The organism is Nocardioides sp. BGA-UO-ETr-FS32 (genome assembly GCF_059567905.1).
Map to the genome: position 1 here is coordinate 164,424 of NZ_JCAQOX010000014.1, position 19,234 is coordinate 183,657.

A 19,234-nucleotide genomic window follows, 5' to 3' on the forward strand; every position below is an offset into this window, starting at 1 on the left:
CGTCAGGTCAGGCGTGGGTTCAGTGGCGCTGGGCTCGCTCGGTGCTCGCGCCGCCGGCCTAGTGAGCTCGCTCGCTGCGGCGTCGCTGCTGGGGGCCACGGACTTCGGACGCTACGCACTCCTGCTCGCAGCGACGACCGTGATCGCCAGCCTGGGCGGGATGGGCTTCGCCGCGCCCCTGACGCGGAGCGTGGCCAAGGCCTCGGGTGCGGCAGACCCCGGGACAGTGCCGACCGGTGCCGTGCACGTCGCCGCAGCGACTCTGTCGACGCTTGGGCTGGCGACGGTGCTGCTGTGCTGGCCCGGCTCGGGAGTCGTGACGCTACCGGGTGCCGACGATCGTTTGTCCGTCCTCGCGGTCGGGATCTGGGTCGTCGGCATGGGGTGCAATCCCCTGTTCGTCGCCGTGCTCGTCGGGCTGCAGGAGTATCGAGGCTCTGCCCTGCTGACCTCTGCTCGAGGTGTGATGGTGGCGGTCGCCGTCACTGTTGCTTGCTTGACTGCCCCGACTGCTCAGGTCGCTGCCGCAGCCACCGGGTCGGCAGAGGTGGTGTCCGCCGGGCTCGCCTACATCTGGTTGCGTCGACGGTCGGTTCTCGTGCCTTCTTCACGCAGGTCGTGGGCGGCCGGAGCTCGGCTGCTTAAGGTCGGCTTCGCGGCAGGTGCTGTCGGGCTGGCGATCCAGACGAGCATGTGGATCGGCCAGGTCCTGCTCAGCCGGACCCCCGACGGGCTCGCGGCGGCAGGACTGTTCCTGCTGGCGACGCGGCTGATGCTCGCAGTCACGTTCGTCCCCAACGCACTGGCGACGGTGGTGCTGCCCCGGCTCACCCGGATGGGGGCCTCCTCTCGCGAAGATTCTCGTGCCGTGTCGCTGTCCTACGTCGCGCTCACAGCAGGCATCGCGACGGTGACCGCCCTTGCTGTCACGACCGCAAGCATCTGGTTCGCACCCCGCCTCGACGAGGACTACGAGGGCAATGCCCTGGCACTTGCCCTCATGGGTTTGCTAGCGGTCCTCATCTCGCTCAACAACGTGTATGGAAGCGTGGTCATCGCTCGAGGGTTCATGGGCGTGTGGATCGGGAGCGACGTCATGCTCGCAGTAGCCCTCGTCGTGTTCGCCGCAGTGCTTGTGGGCGGACTCGGCGTTGTCGGGCTCGCTCTTGCCCACGTCGTTGCATATGCCCTGTCCATCGGAGTCCTGATCATCGGAAGTCGGCCGAACACAGAAGAGGCACTGCGATGAAGGTCTTGATTGCGGGAGGGGTGTTCCGGCTGCCGCCGGACGTCCGAAAGATGCGCCAGCCGGCTCCGGAGATGGTGCTCGCGGACGGACTGCGAGCGCGGGGCGTCGAGGTGACGACAGTGCCGCTGGAGGACCTCTCCGCCGTCGCGCGGTCGGCTGACAGTGACATCGTCCACGTCCACCACCTCTCCAAGGCTGCGGTCGTGTCCGCGCTGTCTCCTGCGTCGGCCCCAATGGTCTTCACCGCCCACGCGACCGCGCGCCCTTCTCGCCGGCTCGAGGTGCTCGGCGAGAAGGTCGTCCTGAGCCGCATGCGTGCGGGCGTGTGCCTGAGCGAAGACGAGCGTCTTCAACGCGTGCACACCAAGCCCGAGTTAGAAGGACGTTTGGTCGTCATTCCGAACGGGATGGACCTCGCAGACGCAGACCCCCGCCAACGAGAGCTCGCGCCGGACGAGGTCCTGCGCGGCCTATTCGTCGGACAGCTCATCGCCGTCAAGCAGATCGACCGCATCATCGCTGCAATGCGAGACGAGCCGCGCCTGCACGTGGAGCTCGCGTACCACAACGATCACCTCCTTGCCGACCTGCGAGATGCTGCCTTCCGAAGCGGGGTGCTACACCGCATGACGTTCCTCGGCCAGCTGCGGAGCGCCGAGCTGTTCGACGCGTATCGCCGGGCACACGTCCTGCTCCTGCCCTCTCGCTCCGAGGCACTGCCGAGCGTAGTGACCGAAGGTTTGTCGACCGGCCTGCCCGTCGTCGCGAGCAGTGTCGGTGGCATCGCGTCGCAGGTGAAGGATGCCGGGATACTCGTGCCGCCAGACGGTGTCGACGAGGTGTCCCGGGTCATCCCGCAACTGATCGACCAGTACGCCGACTTGGCCGCCCGAGCGTCGCGCAGGGCCGGAGAGCTGGTCGCAGAATTCTCCGTCTCATCGATGGTCGACCGTCACGTCGACCTGTACCACCATGTCTTGGAGGGCACCCAGTGAAGATCCTGCACATCGGACCGTCCGAGGTTCCGGTCCTCTCGTCACACGGCGGCGCTGTCCAACGGCGCATTGTCGGACTGGCCCGCATCCAGGCGGCCGATGGCCACGACGTGACCGTCCTGTCACCATCGGCAGCGGGAGAGCCGGCCGGCGAGGAGTCCGACTGGAGGCGCGTCGATGTCGCGCTGAGGACCAAGCGTCCACTCCGGGACTACGAGTTCCTCATGCAGTCGCGCCGCGTCCTTGCTGGCGAACACTTCGACGTCCTGCACGCGCATGGGGTCCCCGACGCCCACCGCTGGCTGGGCGGCCTGGCCGGAGTTGCGGTGCAGACCGTCGACTTCTATCGGTACCGCCTGACCGACAAGCAGTGGGGCCACCGTTACTACACCAAGTCTCTGAACCGCTACGCCAGGATCATGCCGGTCTCGCAGTTCTGTCGGGATGGTCTGACTGCCTACTACCCCGCGCTCACGACCCCCCTCGAGGTCGTACCGAACGGTGTCGACCCGTCGCAGTTCGACAGCGACCCGGCAGCGGCCGATGCCGCCCGCTCGGCGCTCGCGCTGCCCCGTGACCGACGACTCGTCGTCTACCTCGGTCGGGTGTGCCACCAGAAAGGGTCAGACCTCCTCAAACCACTCGCGGAGCGGCTGCGTCTCTCGCATCCTGACACCGTCGTGGTGGCCGCTGGCCCACCGGAGCAGTTCAGTGCTGAGACGGGCACCCGCTCGACGCTCATGGACGACCTTGCAGGGGCTGGAGTCGTCGTGACTGGCGCCGTGCACGAAGACTACTTGGCGGGACTGCTGGCGGCAGCAGATGTGGTTGTGCTTCCGACCCGTGCGGACGAGATGTTCGGGATGGCCGCGTTGGAGGCTCTGTCGTGCGGCACACCTGTCGTTGCCAGCGACCTTGGCGGGATACCGGAGGCAGTCGGAAGCGCCGGTGTCGTCTTTCAAGCTGAGGATGGATCGGCCTTCCATCGCTCCGTGGGTGAGGTGTTGGACGGCCAAGCATCGGGCCAGGACTGGACCGCGCGAGCACGCGCTCACGCGCTTCGATTCTCGTGGGGCGAGGTCGCCCGCAGAACCCACGAGGTGTACGCGGCCTCGCTGGAACTGTCATGACGGTCGCGCAGGCGACCGACCGCATCGAGGCGAGCACGCGGCCTGACGCTCTCCTGTCCAGTCGACGGCTCGTACGCGCCGCGTTGGTCGTCCTCGGGGCAGTCGCGCTTGCGGGAAGCGTTCTGAGCACGCAGCCGGACGCCCCACTTCTGGCGTTGTCCGCCGGCTTCATGCTGTTGATTGCACTGGGGGTTGTTCCGTTGCGACACAGGGCCCCGGGAATCAACGCCCTTGACCCCTTCCTTGCCGTAGGTCTGCTCTTCGGTGCCGTCATTCCGATCATCAACGTCATCGCCGGACCACCCAGGGTGGGCATCCGGTCGGCCGCTTCCGCTCAGGCCGCAATCCACGTTCAGGCAATCGCGCTCGTGTTCTTCGCGGGAGCAATGGTCGGGTGGACCTTGTGGCGCTCGCCCGTGAAGGAGCACCCGTCGATTGACTGGCCGAGCCGACGTTACGCGTTCGGGCTGATCTGCCTGGGGGCGGGCGGCCTCCTCGTTCGGGTCGTCATCGGCGTGGAGCATGCGAGCTCGCTCATCGGTTTGGCCAGCACCTTGGTCACCCCGCTGTTGGCCGTCGGCACGTTCCTTGCCCTCGCCCAGATGCGGGTCGGTCCGCGACTCCTCGCGAGTGTCGTCCTCGTGCCCGGATCACTGATCGGTCTGGCGAGCTACTCGTTGAACCGCGCCATCTTCGTGGTGCCGGTTGCAGCGATGCTGATCGTGTTGGTGCGTGCCGGTCGAATCCGGCGTGTTGTGCGGGTTGGTCTAATCCTCGTGACGGTCGCGGTTGCCTTCTTCGTGGTGATCGGTCTGGTGCGTATCGAGAACCTTCGTGAGGAGTACGGCGCCAACGTGCAGCGGCAGTCGGCGTTAGAGCTGGCGTCCACAAGTCTTCAGGTGTACGGGCAATCTCCCTACCTGACTGGGAGCAGCCTCGACAGCCCCTATGTAGCTGCGTTCAGCGGGAAGTCGTTCGTGGCGTCTGCGCTTGCGCCGATTCCTGCTGTCGGGGACCAGTATCGATCAATCACTGGAACTCGCCTCTTCAACCAGCAGCTCGGCCGCGGACAGGCAAGCGATCAGATCGTGCCCCTGTGGCTCGAGGCTTTCCTGTCCGGCGGTCTGTGGCTGACTCTGGCAGTTGCACTGGTTGTCGGCCTGCTCCTCAAGTGGTGCGACGAGGTGATGCGTACGAGTGGGCACGTCATGGGCGTCTACCTAGCCGCTTTCTTCGCGCTGTGGCTCGCACAATCGATGATCGTTTCGCTCTTGGTCCTCGCGCAGGTGACCTACTACTTCGTACTGCCAGTGCTGGCGGTGTCGTGGATCGGCCGGGCCGCTGGACCAAGTGACGGTCAGGATCGCTTCGGCGTGAAGAGGAAGTTGTTGACGTAGTTCTGCTCGTGTCCCGCCAGGATCGTGGCCCCGTCGGTAGTCAGGTGGCGCAACTGGTTCGCACCGACATCGAAGTCCTCCCACCGCATGGTCCCGAACCCACTCAGTGGCGTGCACGTGTATCCCAGGTCGATGAGCTCCGCGACCGTCCGGACGACCATCTCGGGTGAGGTGTGTCGAGCCTCGATCTCGACGACCAGCGCCGGAGCGTGCCGCTCGATCGTCTCGCGTGCGCCAGCCACCACGGCACGCTCATGTCCCTCGACATCGATCTTGATGAGCGACACCGGGCGGTGCTGCTCCACCAGGTGATCCAGCGGGACGCAGCGGACGGAGTACGTCGCCGCCTCGCCCGTGAGCGGCTGCAGTGTGCCGAGGGGCGCATGGTGGTTCGCGCCCGAGGTGGGGACCGCCAGTGTGGCGACCCCCGCCTCCACCGAGGCTGCGAGATTGAGCGCTACGACGTTCGTGCCCCAGATGCTGCGCACCAGCTCGGCATACACGTCGGGATTGGGCTCGAGTGCCAGTACCTGGCCTGTCGGCCCGACGCGTCGGGAGATCGCTGCCGCGTAGTTGCCGACGCTGGCGCCCACATCGATCGCGACCGAGCCCCGGGTGGCGTACTGGAGACATGCCCTGAGGTCGGCGTTGGCTTCGATCTGGGGCAGCTTGCGTCCCCAATACTCCGTGAGCAGCCGCGCCGTCGGTCGACGCGAGCGCAGCCGGCGGCCGAGCCCACCGTTCGTCATGATTTCCCCGCTTCTACGAATTGTCGAACGACAGTAAGCTGTCGCTTTTGATCATGCGTGCGCCGACGGACGATGCCGGTGGCCTCGCCATTCAGGATGAGAGATGCCCGTGGTGCGGTTCCTAGAGTAGAGGTCGCACAACAGGGGCACGTGATGGCAGTCAGACGGATGCCTGCTTCGAGGCAAGATGCTCCGAGGGCGCTGCCCAAAGTCGTGACGCGATCGGATGAGCGGAGCACCGATTGTGGTTCGCGGCAGGCGAGGGGACCCATCCTCGCCGGACCACGGGTCCGTCCACCCACGGCAACCTGAAGGCCTCAGTTCAGGCGAGACGAGCTCGGGGATTCGATGCGGCGAATGGCAGCGACGGCCGCTCGTAGAACAAGGGCCGCCGCCGACTGTGTATGCGAGTGAGTTTGTCAGCTGCCGCTGTTGATCATGCCCGCGCCGACGGTGACGCCGGTCGCCTCGTCGATCAGGATGAACGAGCCTGTGGTGCGGTTCTTCGAGTACGGGTCGCACAGCAGCGGCACCGTGGTGCGCAGCTGGACGCGGCCGATCTCGTTGAGCCCGAGCTCGCCGGCCTCCTGGTCGCGGTGCAGCGAGTTGACGTCGAGGCGGTACTGGATGTCCTTGACCATCGCGCGCCCGGTGCGGGTGGTGTGCTTGATGGCGAGCTTCTGCCGCGGCTTGAGGGGCTCGTTGGTCATCCAGCAGACCATCGCGTCGATGTCCTGGCTGGGCTTGGGCGCGTTCTTGGGGCGGGCGATCATGTCGCCGCGCGAGACGTCGACGTCGTCCTCGAGGTGGATCGTCACCGACATGGGCGGGAACGCCTCGGCGATCTCCTGGTCGAAGAGCTCCACCCGCGAGATGGTCGAGGTCATGCCGCTGGGCAGCACGACGACCTCGTCGCCCTTCTTGAGCACGCCACCGGCCACCTGGCCGGCGTACCCGCGGAAGTCGTGGTACTGGTCGGACTTGGGGCGGATGACGTACTGCACCGGGAAGCGGGTGTCCACGAGGTCGCGGTCGGAGGCGACGTGGACGTGCTCGAGGTGGTGCATGAGCGTCGGCCCGGAGTACCACGGGGTGTTCTCCGAGCGGTTGACGACGTTGTCGCCCTGCAGCGCCGAGATCGGGATGACCTCGAGGTCGGGGATGTTGAGCTTCGTCGCGAAGGTCGTGAACTCGCGGTGGATCTTCTCGTAGACCTCCTCCGACCAGTCGACGAGGTCCATCTTGTTGATCGCGAGCACGAGGTGCGGGACCCGCAGCAGCGAGAGCAGGACCGCGTGGCGGCGAGACTGCTCGGTGAGGCCCTGGCGCGCGTCGACGAGGACCAGGCCCAGGTCGGCGGTCGAGGCGCCGGTCACCATGTTGCGGGTGTACTGGATGTGCCCCGGGGTGTCGGCGATGATGAACTTGCGGTTGGGCGTCGCGAAGTAGCGGTAGGCCACGTCGATGGTGATGCCCTGCTCGCGCTCGGAGCGCAGGCCGTCGGTCAGCAGCGCCAGGTCGGTGTAGTCGTAGCCCTTGGACTGCGAGGTCGACTCCACCGCCTCGAGCTGGTCCTCGAAGATCGACTTCGAGTCGAGGAGCAGGCGCCCGATGAGGGTGGACTTGCCGTCGTCGACCGAGCCGGCGGTCGCGAAGCGGAGCAGGTCGGCGTTCTCGGTGACGGCGGCAGCTTCCTCGCCGACCGTGGTCTTCTCGGTCTTGTCCGGCGTGGCCATCAGAAGTAGCCCTCCTTCTTGCGGTCTTCCATGGCTGCCTCGGAGAACCGGTCGTCTCCTCGGGTGGCGCCGCGCTCGGTCACGCGGGCGACGGCGATCTCCTCGATGATGGCGGCGGTGTCCTTGGCCTCGGACTCCACGCAGCCGGTCTGGGTGCGGTCGCCGACGGTGCGGAAGCGGACCATCCTGGTCTCGACCTTCTCGCCGCCCTTGGGCTGGATCTCCGGGCCGACCGACAGCAGCATGCCGTCGCGCTCGATGACCTCGCGCTCGTGGGCGAAGTAGATGGAGGGGATCTCGATCTGCTCGCGGTGGATGTAGCTCCAGATGTCGAGCTCGGTCCAGTTCGACAGCGGGAAGATCCGCATGTGCTCACCGGCGTGGATGCGGCCGTTGTAGAGGCTCCACAGCTCGGGGCGCTGCATCTTGGGGTCCCACTGGCCGAAGTCGTCGCGGTGGGAGTAGACGCGCTCCTTGGCGCGAGCTTTCTCCTCGTCGCGGCGACCGCCACCGAAGGCGGCGGTGAAGCCGTTCTCCTCGATGGCGCCGAGCAGCGTGCCGATCTGCATCCGGTTGCGGCTCGTCTTGCCGTCGTCGACGACGTGACCCGCGGCGATCGCCTCGTCGATCGTGGCGACGATCATCCGGGCGCCGAGGCGCTCGACCCACGAGTCGCGCGTGGTGAGCACCTCGTCGAAGTCGAGGCCGGTGTCGACCTGCAGCAGCGGGAACGGCAGCTTGGCCGGGAAGAACGCCTTCTCCGCGAGGCGGAGCATGACGATCGAGTCCTTGCCGCCGGAGAACATGAGGACCGGCTTCTCGAACTCGGCGGCGACCTCACGGAAGATGTGGATCGACTCGGCCTCGAGCTGGTCCAGCTGACTCAGCTGGTAGTCGACGTGGGTGTTGGTCATGGCGTGGCGAGGACCTCTCCTAGGGACAGCAGCGTTCATCGTAGCGACGACGCACGCCACGGTGAATTCGCACTGCTGGGCGTGGTCGGTCAGACTCGTCAGAATGAGCCGTACCCCCCGACTCGCGCCCCGCCACCACCTGCTCGCCGGCGTACTCACCGTGGCCCTCCTGGCCACGGGTTGCTCCGCCGCCGACGGAGGCGACGCCAACCCCCCGTCGTACGAGCAGAGCGACGCGGTCGACGCCACCGTCCTGCCCCAGCTCGCCGCCAATGGCGAGGACCCCGAGGCCGCCGCCGACGCCGCCTGGGTCGTGGACGCCACCATCGACGACGTCGATAAGGGCACGGCTGTCACCCTCGTCGCGCGCACGGAGGACGGCTGGGACGAGGTCGACGAGCAGGAGACCGACGGCGACGGCCGCGTCTCCCTCACCAGCCGCTCGGACGGCGACCTCCACGTGGTGGTCGGCGACGGCGGCGACGCGATCGGCGCCGAGGTCTCGACCGACGACGCGCCCGCGGCGACCTTCACCGACGACTTCGACGAGGACTCGGTCGACGAGGAGGGCGCCACCTGGCTGACCCGCGACCAGGGCTACACCGGCGTACGCACCTGCTCGCGCGCCGGCGCCGAGGCCGCCGAGGTCACCGACGGCGTGCTCGAGCTCAGCGTCATGGAGGCCCCCGACCGCAAGGGCGACGAGTGCCAGCTGCCCGGTCGCCGCAAGAAGTTCCCCTTCCGCGTCAACGGCCACGTCGGCACCGAGTTCAGCCACTCGTTCACCTACGGCTTCGCCGCCGCTCGGATCCGTACGCAGTCCGCGCGCGGGCAGCACGCGGCCTTCTGGCTGCAGGCCGTCGGGGGCCAGAAGGTCGGCGGCCCCGAGAAGGGCGGCGCCGAGATCGACGTCATCGAGTACTTCGGCGACGACCACCCCGAGGGTGGCCTGACCAGCTTCACCTACTTCCTCGACAAGGCCGGCAAGAAGCAGACGGTCGGCGGCTGGCTGCCCGACGCCGAGCAGTACGGCGACGACTGGTCCGAGAAGTACCACGTGTTCTCCGTCGAGTGGACGCCCGAGGAGTACGTCTTCCGCATCGACGGCCAGGTCACCCAGCGCCTCGAGGGCCCGACGTCCGGGCAGCCGGAGTTCCTGATCCTGTCGCTGCTGTCGTCGGACTACGAGCTGCCGCGCTTCAACGGCGAGCTGCCCGAGACCATGGAGGTCGACTGGGCGCGGGTGTGGGAGACCGGGCCGCGCTAGTCAGCGGTGGTAGCGCGAGATGTGCGGGCAGGCCTGCCCGTGCTTGAGCCGGCACCGGGTCCTGCGCCACAGGCGGCGCGTCACGTTCGTCACGGCGACGATGATCGGTCGGTCGGGGACATCGTGGGGGCGGCTTGATCAAAAGTTGAAGGAATCGTTGCCGAGCGGGGTGGTTTCGAGGCTCGCTCCGCTCGCACCTCAAGCACCGAGGGGACCCCAAGAGGTCAGGGGGAGTCGAGGACGAGGGTGATCGGGCCGTCGTTGACGCTCTCCACCCGCATGTCGGCACCGAAGCGGCCCCGCTCCACGTGTGCGCCGAGGCGTTCGAGCTCGGCGCACACCGCGTCGTACGCCGGCTCGCTCACGGGTCCGGGCGCGGCCGCCTGCCAGGTGGGGCGGCGGCCCTTGCGCGCGTCGCCGTAGAGGGTGAACTGGCTGACCACGAGCACCGGCGCGCCGACGTCGCTCGCGCTCCGCTCCTCGCGCAGCAGGCGCAGGTCCCACACCTTGCGCGCCGTCCACGCGACCTCGGCCGGTCCGTCGTCGTGGGTGACGCCGAGGTAGACCAGGAGGCCGGGGCGGTCGAGCTCGCCGACCACCTCGCCGTCGACCCGGACGTTGGCGGAGAGGACCCGCTGGATGACCGCACGCATGAGGACATGGTCTCGATACGCTCGCTTCGCTCGCTACTCGACCACCGAGGAAATACATGTCTGACGCGTTGCTGATCACGGTCGCCCCCACCGGGGCCGAGACCGCCAAGGCCGACTGCCCGCAGCTCCCCACCACCCCGGAGGAGATCGCGCGCACGGCCGCCGAGTGCGAGGCGGCCGGCGCCGCCATGATCCACATCCACGTGCGCGACACCTCGCACCAGCCGACGCTCGACCAGGCGCTGCTGCGCGAGTGGGTCGCCGCCGTGCGCGAGTCGTCGTCCCTCGTCGTCCAGCTCTCCACGGGCGGCTCGGTGCACGACCCCCTCGAGGAGCGGCTCAAGGTCCTCGACGCCGAGCCCGACTCGTGCTCGCTGACGATGGGCACCACGAACTTCGGCGACGACGTCTTCCTCAACCCGTGGCCGTTCGTGAAGGACCTCTACCAGCTGGCCCTCTCGCGGGGCGTCGCCCCCGAGTTCGAGCTGTTCGACCTCGGCCAGGTGCACGCGCTGGACCGGCTGCTGCGCCAGTACGGCATCCCGGACAGCGGCAAGGTGCACGTCGACTTCGTGATGGGCGTGCCCGGCGGCATGCCCGGCACCGCGCCCGCGCTCGTCGCGGGGGTCACCGCACTGCCGCCCGAGGTCACCTCGTGGTCCGCCACCGGCATCGGCCGCTCGACCCTCGCCGTCGCGATGGCCTCGCTCTCGATGGGCGGCCACCTGCGCGTCGGGATGGAGGACGTCCTCACCATCAGCCGCGGCGTACCGGTCGAGTCCAACGCCCAGCTCGTCGAGCGCGCGGTCGACCTCGGCCGGATCGCGCAGCGGGAGCCGATGACGCCCGCGGGGTGCCGGGAGCTGCTCGGGCTGGGCTGAGTCCTGGCCCGGGTCCTGGCCCGGGTCACCGCGGGAGCGGCAGCTCCACCACGTGGACCGCGTTGTGGTCGTGGTTGGAGATCAACAGGAAGTCGTCCGTCGCGGCCGCGCTCGCGCTGCCCGGAGGCGGCCCGATCACGTGCGTGGCACGCCGCGTGCGCGGATCGATCCGGACGACGACGGAGTCCGTACGAAGCCACACGGCGCCGCCTCCGACCGTGAGGTCTCCGCCGCCGATGGCCAGGCCGGTCATCGCGAGCTGCTCGGACTCGCCGGAGCGCGGGTCGATGCGGGAGACGGAGCCGTCGCCCTGGTTCATCACCCACACCGCTCCGAAGCCGACGTCGAGGAACCGCGGCCTCGGCCCGACGGGCACGCTCGTCCACGAACCCGAGCCGAGGTCGTACCTCTCGACCGTGCCCTCGTTGGTCGGCACCCACAGGGAGCCGAAGCCGGCCCGCACCGCCACCGCCCCCTCGGGTGCCTCGATCTCCTCGACGACCGCACTGCCCTCCACCACGGCGATCCGCGGCTCGGACGGTTCGACGAGCACGTACGCCCGGCCGTCGGCGGCACCCACGACCGCCTCGGCCACCGGGCTGGCAGGCAGTCGTACCCGGTCGAGCACGGCGCCGGTGGTCGCGTCGAGGCGGAAGAGGGCGCTCGGGTTGAGGCTGGGCACCCACACGGACTCCGGCGTGGCAGCCAACGCCTGCACGACGTCGCCCGGGATCCTGGCCCGCGCGGTGATCGCACCGCTCGCGGCGTAGCGCACGGCCCCCGGAGCGACGCCCGACAGCCAGACCCCGTCACCCGCGGTCACGGCGAAGTCGGCGAACGGGCGAGCCGGCAGCGTGCGCGCCCCGACCTCCTTCAGCGACAAGGTCGCGGGGAGGTCGCCCGCCTCGAGGTACGTCGGGCTGGGCGAGTCGTCGTCCTCAGGCGTGGGGGTCTCGCTGGAGCTGGCCGGCTCCTCGGGTCGTTCGTCCTCCGCGCACCCGAGCAGCGCACCTGCGAGCAGCAGGAGGGTCGCTACGGGTGGGCCGAGCCTCATGCGCTCGATGATCCTCGGCGGGTCGTCGAACGCACACGGCATTAGCCGGCGGTCTGGTCCACCTGTGGGGCCGCTTCTCGACGCTGCCGCGCCGACACGCCGTACGGACTCCCGCGACACGCCGGTCACAGCGCCGGCGGTGCCGGATTCGGGCCCCTCAGGCGGCGACCGGCAGGGCCATCGCCGCGCGAACGGTCCGCACCACCACGTCCGGCGAGAACATCACCTGCTCCCACGTGAAGCGCAGGACGGTCCAGCCGGCGATGACGAGCGCGTTGTAGCGCACGCAGTCGGCGTCGTGCTCCGCCTTGCCGGCGTGGAAGGCCCACGAGTTCGCCTCGATGGCGAGCGCGCGGAACGGGTCGGCCAGGTCGGGGTGGTAGGTCACGCCGCCGACCGTCGTGGCCCACTGCGGGACGACGTCGATCCCCGCCTCGACCAGGATCGCCCGGAGCACCGACTCGAAGGGGTTGGCGGCGAGCGGAGTGGCGTGCTCGAGCACCCGACGAATGCGCTCGGGGGTGTCGGGCCGGATGGTGGCGAGGAGGTCGTCGTGGCACAGCTGGCCGTGGCGGAGCGCGGAGTCCGCCACAGCGATTGCCTCGTCGAACGGGAGCTCAGCAGCGCAGTCAAGGACCGTACGCAGCCGCGAGGTCGCCCAGCCGTCGCGGTCGGACGGCGGCAGCACGGCGTACGCCAGCTCGGCGTGGACGGGCGTGCCGGGCCTGCGCGGCGCGACGACCTGCGGGAAGCGTGCCGGCCACTTGGTCTCCCAGCCCCAGTGCGATGCGGCCGAGAGCAGGCGCAGGTGGCCGCCCACCTCGCGGGCCACGGCCCGGGCCTCGTCGGCCGTCGGCAACGCGTAGCGGCCACGGGAGACGCGTACGACCTGCCGGGCCTCGACGGCCCGCCGCAGGCGCTTGCGGCTGGTGAGGGTGAGGATCTCCGCGGTCGCCCCGATCCCGCCGAGGCGGGTCAGGGCGGTGACGGGATCCATGGCCGGGAGTCTGGCCCGGGCGCCGGATCGGCGCGACCGGTCATCCACAGGGCCGCAGGCCGGTCCTCAGCCGTCGTCGACCTTCTTCATCCCGACCAGCCCGGGGCGGTAGGACGGATCCTCGAGCTGCGCGATGGTCGGCGAGCCGAACATGGGCAGGCCCTGCTGCTTGCGCAGGAAGCCCCAGACGATGGGCAGCACCACCAGGACGGCCAGGCCGATGCCGGCGATCAGCATCGGGTGCGTCTCCTCCTCGCCGAGCGGCGCCCAGCCGGACTTGTCGAGCAGGGCGACGCCGCTCATGGTCAGGACGACGACGATGCCGCGGCGGATGAACGACTGCGGCACGCGCGGGGCGAGCATCGAGCCGAGGATGGTGCCCGGTACGGACCCGACCAGGAGGGGGACCAGGATCCCCCAGTCGATGCCGTGGAGGAAGATGTTGGAGACGGCGGCCGCCAGGACCAGCGGGACCGCCTGGACGAGGTCGGTGCCGACGAGCCGCACCGCGGAGAGCCCCGGATAGAGCATCAGCAGCGCGATCATGATGACCGAGCCGGAGCCGACGCTCGTGACGCCCACCAGCAGGCCGCCCAGCATGCCCACGAGGAGGGTCGGCACGACCCGGACCGCGGGGTCGTCGTCGACGACGTGGTTGCCCGAGCGCACGCGCAGCAGGTTGACGTAGAGCCGGAGGGCGTACGTCGCGGCGGCCAGCAGGAGCGCGAAGCCGATGCAGATGATCAGCACGTGGTTGAGCTCGTCGACGTCGTCGGTGAACCACGCGATGAGGTGGGGCCCGAGCAGGGCCATCGGGATGGAGCCGATCATCAGCCACTTGGCGAGCTGCATGTTGGGCGAGCCCTCGCGCTTGTGCACGATCGCGCCGCCGGTCTTGTAGACCGCCGCCGCTGTCAGGTCGGCGGTGACGACCGTCGCGGCCTCGCCCACCCCCAGGAACAGCAGCGCCGGCGTCATCAGCGCGCCGCCGCCCATGCCGGTCAGCCCGACCACGATGCCGACGACGAACCCGGCCGCGAGGATCGAGAAGAACGTGATGGTGAGGATCTCGAGCATCAGCGGTCTCCGACGAGTCTGGGTACGACGACGCTCAGCATGGCAGTGATTGTGCCGGTTGCCGTCTCGGCGGCTGCCGTACCGCGCCGGTAGGGGTCGGCCACGTCGTGGGCGGGGGTGGCGGGCGTACGCCGCCGGCCCGCGGCCTCGACCAGCTCGCGTCCGCTCAGGCCGGGGAGCTCCGCGATCGTCGCCTCGAACTGCCCGAGCGTGAAGACCTTGCGGTGCAGCTGCGGGTGGTCGTCGAGGATGTGCTGGCGGTGGGTGGACTCCGCGGTGAGGACCAGGTCGGCATCGGCGAGGACCGCCCGGGACAGGTAGCGGCTGCGGAAGGCGCCCGCCGAGTCGGGGGCGAGCGTCGTGGGCAGCGTGGGCGACATGTCGGCGTTGATCGCGTGGCCGTCGCGGGCGTGGGTGCCCGCGCTGCTGAACTCGACGCCCGACTGCTCGGGGTCGCCGGCCAGGTCGCGCGCGACGAGCTCCATGACGGGCGAGCGACAGATGTTGGCGGTGCACACGAAGAGCACCCGGAGCGGCTCAGGCATGGGTGCCGGTCAGCGTCGGCAGGTGGAGGAAGCCCGCCTCGTCGAGCGCGACGAGGACGTCGTCCAGCGCGTCCTCGATGGTGCGGCCCGTCGTGTCCACGCGTACGGCGGGGTCCTCCGGCTCCTCGTAGGGCGAGGAGATCCCGGTGAACTCGGGGATCTCGCCGGCGCGCGCCTTGGCGTAGAGGCCCTTGCGGTCCCGGCGCTCGCACTCCTCCAGCGGCGTGGCGACGTGGACGAGGAAGAACGCGCCGCCGGCGGCCTCGACCATCTCGCGCACCTGCTCGCGGGTCTCGGCGAACGGCGCGATCGGCGAGCAGACCGCCACCCCGCCGTGGCGGGCGATCTCGGCGGCCACCCAGCCGATGCGGCGGATGTTGGTCTCGCGGTCGGCCTTGGAGAAGGTGAGCCCGGCGGACAGGTGGCGGCGTACGACGTCGCCGTCGAGGCTGGTCACCGACCGCCCGCCCTGCTCGAGGAGGAGGTCCATCAGGGCGCGGGCGAGCGTGGACTTGCCGCTGCCGGAGAGACCGGTGAAGAACAGGACGAGCCCCTGGTCCTCGCGTGCGGGCCGGTCCTCGTCGACGATGGCGGCGATGGCGTCGGGGAACGCGTCGGGGAGGTCTGCTCGACCACCGAAGGGTGAGGTCAGGGCGTGGACCGGGTCGGGCCCGGCGTACGTCCCCACGACCTGAGTCCCCAGGGCGTGGTCGGCCTCGGCGTCACCGTGGGAGGGGAGCGGGACCGCCACGACGGAGGCGTCGTCGAGCAGGTCGGCGGCCGCGAGGCTCGCACGCACGAGCGCGACGGGGGAGAGCTCGGCCGTCCCGGTGCCGGTCAGGGCGAGGAGGACCACGCGACCGAGGCCGCGGAGCTCGGCGAGGTCTGCCTCGGTGAGGGCGTCGACGACGGGCACGAACGTCGCGCCGGCGTGCTGCTCACGCACCTGCGCGGGCGTCAGGTGCAGCCGGCGGAAGGGGCCGTACTGGGCGTGCGTCAGCGGCTCGAGCGACCCGTCGGCGGCGACCCGGGCCAGCGGCAGGCCCTCGGGGTCGACCAGCTCGGCCTCGGCGGCGCCGTCGGGGAGGGTCAGGGTGACCGGGGACCCCGGCTCGTTGAAGCGGGTGAGCGGGGCGTAGGCGCCGGAGACGAGGAGCTCCAGGTCGTCGAGCTCGGTCGGCGTCGGGCAGTGCTGGATCACCCGCGCATCCTCTCACCCTGACGGTGAGTAGCCTGCGCCCCATGTCTGCCGCTGCTGCTCAGCCCGTCGTCGCCGAGATCGTCCGCTCCGGGTTCGTCGAGGGCCACCACTACGGCTCGATCGTGGCGCTCGCCGCCGACGGCACCGTCGACTGGTCGGTGGGCGACGTCGAGGCGCCGGTGCTCCCGCGCTCGAGCAACAAGCCGGTCCAGGCCCTCGCGATGGTCGAGCTCGGCCTCGACCTGCCCGACGACCTGCTGGCGCTGGCCTGCGCGTCGCACTCGGGCGAGGCGTTCCACGTCGAGGGCGTACGCCGCACGCTGGCCTCGGCCGGGCTGGACGAGTCGGCCCTGCAGACCCCGCCCGACTTCCCGCTCGACGACGCCGCGCGCGAGGCCGTCCTGCGCGCGGGCGGCACCAAGACCTCGATCCAGATGAACTGCTCCGGCAAGCACGCCGCGATGCTCGCCACGTGCGTGCTGCGCGGCTGGGACACCGCGACCTACCTCGACCCCGCCCACCCGTTGCAGGTGGCGATCATCAACACCTTCGCCAAGCTCACCGGCGAGCCCGTGACGACCGTCGCGGTCGACGGCTGCGGAGCCCCGCTGCTGTCGACCTCGCTGACCGGGCTCGCGCGCGCGTTCGCCTCCCTGGCCTCCGCGACCGACGGCCCCCAGCGCCGCGTGGCCGACGCCATCCGGCGCCACCCCGAGTACGTCAGCGGCACCACCCGCGACGAGCTCGCGCTGCACCGTGCCGTGCCGGGTCTGATCGGCAAGGCCGGAGCGGAGTCGGTGTACGCCGTCGCGCTGCCCGACGGCCGCGCCTGGGCGCTCAAGACCGACGACGGCGCGCCCCGCGTACGCCCGGTGCTGATGGCCGAGGCCCTGCGCCGCTCCGGCGTGCTCGACGAGGCAGGGGTCGACGCCGACGCGGTGCGGTCAACGGGGCGGCTCGAGCTCCTCGGCGGCGGGGTGCCGGTCGGGGAGATCCGCGCGGTCTTCTGAGCCGACCGCGAGCGCGAGGAGCGCGCCGAGGAGGGCGCCGAGCAGGGTGCCGAGGGTGTTGGCGACGACGTCGGCGTGCGTCGCCGAGCGCCCGGCGAGGGCCGCGGCCTGCACGACCTCGACGAGGAACGACGCGGCGAAGCCGAGCGCGGTCCAGTCGCGCCACGTGGGTCGCGGCCACAGGAGCGTGCCCAGCAGGCTCAGGGGCACGAACGCGGCGACGTTGAGCCCGAACTCCACGCGCTCCGGCGCCGCCAGGACCTCTGGCAGCCCCAGGCGGCCCAGGAGCCCCGACACGGTCTCGACCAGCCACGACGGTCCGGCCGACGACGGCGCCAGCAGGGTGACCGCCAGCACCACGGTCCACGCCGCGAGCGCCACGGCCACTGCGCGGCGTACGGCGGGGTGGAGCCGGGGGCGGGGCATGCGGCGATCCTAGACGGCGCCCGATGGCACCCCGATGGGCGGTGCGAGCAGCGCTGTTAGCGCGAAAGTTCGCTTGTGATCTGCCGTTGTGAGTGGGCTCACCTGCTGTGGACTTGTTTTGTGCTAACAGAGTTAGCACACTGGAGACATGGCCAAGGACAAGAGCCCGGCCAGGACGAGCGGCAAGAGCGGCGATCGCGCCGGCACGAAGACCAGCAAGGCGGTCGTCGACTCGCTCGGCTCGCTGGGCGACTACCTCAAGGAGCAGCGCCTCGGAGCGCAGCTCTCCCTCCGACAGCTCGCCGACCAGGTCGGCGTCAGCAACCCCTACCTCAGCCAGATCGAGCGCGGCCTGCGCAAGCCGTCCGCCGAGGTGCTCCAGCAGCTGGCACGCGCCCTGCGCGTCAGCGCCGAGCAACTCTACGTCCGCGCCGGCATCGTCCACCCCGACCCCGGGCAGGCCGGATCCGTCGAGCTGGCGATCCTCGCCGACACGGCGCTGACCGAGCGGCAGAAGAACTCGCTGCTCGATGTCTACGCCTCGTTCCTCGCGCTCAACGAGCGCGACACCGCCCCACCCGCGTAGGACCCCCGTACGACCCAGCAGCACCCTGCAGCACCCACCGGACCCGAAGAGAAGGAGCACCACCATGGCTACCGCCAAGTTCGACATCAAGACCGAGGCCCTCAAGCCCGTCCTCGCCGGCGTCGGCGTCACCGACCTCGCCGTCGAGGCCGTCCGCGAGGCAGTGGCGGACGTGCAGAAGCGCGTCGCCGCGGTCCAGAAGGACGTCACCACGCGCGTCAACGACGTGCAGAAGACCGCCACCGACCCCAAGGCGCTGCGCAAGCAGGCCCAGGCCCGTCGCGCCGCGATCGAGGCCCGCGTCTCGGAGCTCCAGGCCGAGGCCCGCGCCTACCCCGCCAAGGTCTCCACCCAGGTGACCACGCTCGTCGACGAGAACGTCGCCGCGGCCAACGCCACCTACACCGACCTGGTCAAGCGCGGCGAGTCCCTCGTGGGCCGCATCCGCCGCCAGGAGTCGACCAAGGCCACCGTGTCGTCGGCGAAGACGACCGTCGCCAAGGCGAAGACCGCCGCCACCCAGGCCAAGAAGGCCGCCGAGGCCAACGTCGAGGCCGCTGACAAGACCGCCGCCACCAAGGTCGCCCCCAAGCCGAAGCCGACCGCAAAGAAGGCCACGCAGAAGGCTGCCGGCAAGAAGGCTGCCGCCACGACCGCGCGCAAGACCGCGGCCAAGAAGACCGCCACCGCCCAGAGCAGCGCCAAGGCCACGGCGACCGCCGCGACCACGACCGCGACCAACGCGGTCAAGGCCGTCGCCGACGCCGCCGAGAAGGTCGGCGACTGAAGAGCGCCAGCCGACGATGACCAGCTGATGCTGTTCTGAGCTGAGTCACGCGAGAGGCCCCCGTCCATCAGGACGGGGGCCTCTTGCTGCGTCAGGTGCTTCGTCAGACGTGGCTCTTCTGCTTGCCCGCGCCGGGCCGGGGTTGCGGCCAGCGTCATGCGAACCTGCAGTCATGCGTACGGCTTGGTATGACGCCGGGCCGGGGTGACGGCGAGCGTCATGCGAACCTGCAGTCATGCGTACGGCTTGGTATGACGCCGGGCATGTCCGGCTACCCTCGTGACGTGAACATCTACGCCTTCCAGAGCACCCTGATGCTGGTCGTGCTCGTCGCGCTGCTCGCGATCAAGGGATTCGCGTTCATCAACTCGCTGACCTACTCCGCCGAGGCCTACGAGGCGGCCGGCAAGCTGACCAAGCAGGCGTGGGTCGCGATCACCGGGCTCGGCTTCGGCGCGCAGCTGCTGCTGATCGGCTCGTCCCCGCTGGGGTTGATCCACCTGGTGTTCACGATCGCCTCGCTCGTCTACCTCGCAGACGTGCGCCCCGCGCTGGCCGAGGTCACCTCCCCCCGCTGAGG

General features: G+C 70.0%; 20 protein-coding genes. 10 read left to right on the plus strand and 10 right to left on the minus strand.

Annotation, left to right across the window (positions count from 1 at the left end):
* Window positions 1–13: 13 nt before the first annotated feature.
* From AC57BS_RS10665 to AC57BS_RS10680, 4 genes are read left to right on the plus strand one after another with little or no spacing between them, the layout of a single operon-like run.
* Window positions 14–1,249: an oligosaccharide flippase family protein gene (locus AC57BS_RS10665; RefSeq protein ID WP_496411417.1), complete on the plus strand. Its 1,236-nt coding sequence runs from the start codon at window positions 14–16 to the stop codon at window positions 1,247–1,249.
* Window positions 1,246–2,244, plus strand: a complete 999-nt coding sequence (locus AC57BS_RS10670; RefSeq protein WP_496411418.1) for a glycosyltransferase family 4 protein — start codon at window positions 1,246–1,248, stop codon at window positions 2,242–2,244. The genes AC57BS_RS10665 and AC57BS_RS10670 overlap by 4 nt, the downstream gene beginning before the upstream one ends.
* The gene (locus AC57BS_RS10675; protein WP_496411419.1) at window positions 2,241–3,374 is read left to right on the plus strand and encodes a glycosyltransferase family 4 protein; all 1,134 of its coding nucleotides are present in this window, start codon (window positions 2,241–2,243) and stop codon (window positions 3,372–3,374) included. Before AC57BS_RS10670 ends, AC57BS_RS10675 begins: the two co-directional genes overlap by 4 nt.
* On the plus strand, window positions 3,371–4,771 hold the full coding sequence (locus AC57BS_RS10680; RefSeq protein WP_496411420.1) for a hypothetical protein: 1,401 nt from the start codon (window positions 3,371–3,373) through the stop codon (window positions 4,769–4,771). Before AC57BS_RS10675 ends, AC57BS_RS10680 begins: the two co-directional genes overlap by 4 nt.
* Here AC57BS_RS10680 and AC57BS_RS10685 read toward each other — a convergent pair.
* From AC57BS_RS10685 to cysD, 3 genes are all read right to left on the minus strand, one after another.
* On the minus strand, window positions 4,732–5,520 hold the full coding sequence (locus AC57BS_RS10685; RefSeq protein ID WP_496411421.1) for an FkbM family methyltransferase: 789 nt from the start codon (window positions 5,518–5,520) through the stop codon (window positions 4,732–4,734). The two genes, AC57BS_RS10680 and AC57BS_RS10685, sit on opposite strands and share 40 nt — an antisense overlap.
* A gap of 419 nt (window positions 5,521–5,939) precedes the next feature.
* A complete protein-coding gene (gene cysN / locus AC57BS_RS10690) occupies window positions 5,940–7,256 on the minus strand; it encodes a sulfate adenylyltransferase subunit CysN (protein ID WP_496411422.1) in 1,317 nt (438 codons plus the stop codon).
* Window positions 7,256–8,170 carry a sulfate adenylyltransferase subunit CysD gene (gene cysD, locus AC57BS_RS10695; RefSeq protein ID WP_496411423.1) on the minus strand — a complete coding sequence of 305 codons (915 nt, stop codon included), beginning with the start codon at window positions 8,168–8,170 and terminating at the stop codon, window positions 7,256–7,258. Before cysD ends, cysN begins: the two co-directional genes overlap by 1 nt.
* Before the next feature lie 103 nt (window positions 8,171–8,273).
* Here cysD and AC57BS_RS10700 point away from each other — a divergent pair, with 103 nt between their 5' ends.
* Entirely contained in the window at window positions 8,274–9,437 is a 1,164-nt protein-coding gene (locus AC57BS_RS10700) for a glycoside hydrolase family 16 protein (protein ID WP_496411424.1), read from the plus strand.
* Window positions 9,438–9,661: 224 nt separating this feature from the next.
* Here AC57BS_RS10700 and dtd read toward each other — a convergent pair whose 3' ends face one another.
* Window positions 9,662–10,090 carry a D-aminoacyl-tRNA deacylase gene (gene dtd / locus AC57BS_RS10705; protein WP_496411425.1) on the minus strand — a complete coding sequence of 143 codons (429 nt, stop codon included), beginning with the start codon at window positions 10,088–10,090 and terminating at the stop codon, window positions 9,662–9,664.
* A gap of 56 nt (window positions 10,091–10,146) precedes the next feature.
* Here dtd and AC57BS_RS10710 point away from each other — a divergent pair, with 56 nt between their 5' ends.
* Complete coding sequence (locus AC57BS_RS10710; protein WP_496411426.1) at window positions 10,147–10,971, plus strand: beta-keto acid cleavage family enzyme; 825 nt, start codon at window positions 10,147–10,149, stop codon at window positions 10,969–10,971.
* A gap of 25 nt (window positions 10,972–10,996) precedes the next feature.
* Here the strand turns inward: AC57BS_RS10710 and AC57BS_RS10715 are convergent, their stop codons facing one another.
* The 5 genes from AC57BS_RS10715 to cysC form a co-directional block, all read right to left on the minus strand.
* On the minus strand, window positions 10,997–12,025 hold the full coding sequence (locus tag AC57BS_RS10715) for an NHL repeat-containing protein (protein ID WP_496411427.1): 1,029 nt from the start codon (window positions 12,023–12,025) through the stop codon (window positions 10,997–10,999).
* A 157-nt stretch (window positions 12,026–12,182) separates the two neighbouring features.
* Window positions 12,183–13,022 carry a DUF559 domain-containing protein gene (locus AC57BS_RS10720; RefSeq protein WP_496411428.1) on the minus strand — a complete coding sequence of 280 codons (840 nt, stop codon included), beginning with the start codon at window positions 13,020–13,022 and terminating at the stop codon, window positions 12,183–12,185.
* Between the two features lie 66 nt (window positions 13,023–13,088).
* Window positions 13,089–14,099 carry a sulfite exporter TauE/SafE family protein gene (locus AC57BS_RS10725; protein WP_496411429.1) on the minus strand — a complete coding sequence of 337 codons (1,011 nt, stop codon included), beginning with the start codon at window positions 14,097–14,099 and terminating at the stop codon, window positions 13,089–13,091.
* Complete coding sequence (locus tag AC57BS_RS10730) at window positions 14,099–14,644, minus strand: arsenate reductase/protein-tyrosine-phosphatase family protein (protein ID WP_496411430.1); 546 nt, start codon at window positions 14,642–14,644, stop codon at window positions 14,099–14,101. The genes AC57BS_RS10725 and AC57BS_RS10730 overlap by 1 nt, the downstream gene beginning before the upstream one ends.
* On the minus strand, window positions 14,637–15,845 hold the full coding sequence (gene cysC / locus AC57BS_RS10735; protein WP_496411431.1) for an adenylyl-sulfate kinase: 1,209 nt from the start codon (window positions 15,843–15,845) through the stop codon (window positions 14,637–14,639). Before cysC ends, AC57BS_RS10730 begins: the two co-directional genes overlap by 8 nt.
* Window positions 15,846–15,886: 41 nt before the next feature.
* On the opposite strand from cysC, the gene AC57BS_RS10740 reads away from it, so the two are divergent.
* Window positions 15,887–16,855 (plus strand): asparaginase, encoded by a 969-nt coding sequence (locus tag AC57BS_RS10740; RefSeq protein WP_496411432.1) that lies wholly within the window; start codon window positions 15,887–15,889, stop codon window positions 16,853–16,855.
* On the opposite strand, the gene AC57BS_RS10745 is transcribed toward AC57BS_RS10740, so the two are convergent.
* Window positions 16,790–17,281 (minus strand): VanZ family protein, encoded by a 492-nt coding sequence (locus AC57BS_RS10745; RefSeq protein ID WP_496411433.1) that lies wholly within the window; start codon window positions 17,279–17,281, stop codon window positions 16,790–16,792. The genes AC57BS_RS10740 and AC57BS_RS10745 overlap by 66 nt on opposite strands.
* A 148-nt stretch (window positions 17,282–17,429) precedes the next feature.
* On the opposite strand from AC57BS_RS10745, the gene AC57BS_RS10750 reads away from it, so the two are divergent.
* From AC57BS_RS10750 to AC57BS_RS10760, 3 genes are all read left to right on the plus strand, one after another.
* The gene (locus AC57BS_RS10750) at window positions 17,430–17,867 is read left to right on the plus strand and encodes a helix-turn-helix domain-containing protein (RefSeq protein ID WP_496411434.1); all 438 of its coding nucleotides are present in this window, start codon (window positions 17,430–17,432) and stop codon (window positions 17,865–17,867) included.
* A gap of 64 nt (window positions 17,868–17,931) precedes the next feature.
* Window positions 17,932–18,654 (plus strand): hypothetical protein, encoded by a 723-nt coding sequence (locus AC57BS_RS10755; protein WP_496411435.1) that lies wholly within the window; start codon window positions 17,932–17,934, stop codon window positions 18,652–18,654.
* Between the two features lie 284 nt (window positions 18,655–18,938).
* Window positions 18,939–19,232, plus strand: coding sequence for a DUF2516 family protein (locus tag AC57BS_RS10760; protein WP_496411436.1), 294 nt, complete (start codon window positions 18,939–18,941; stop codon window positions 19,230–19,232).
* Window positions 19,233–19,234 lie beyond the last annotated feature (2 nt).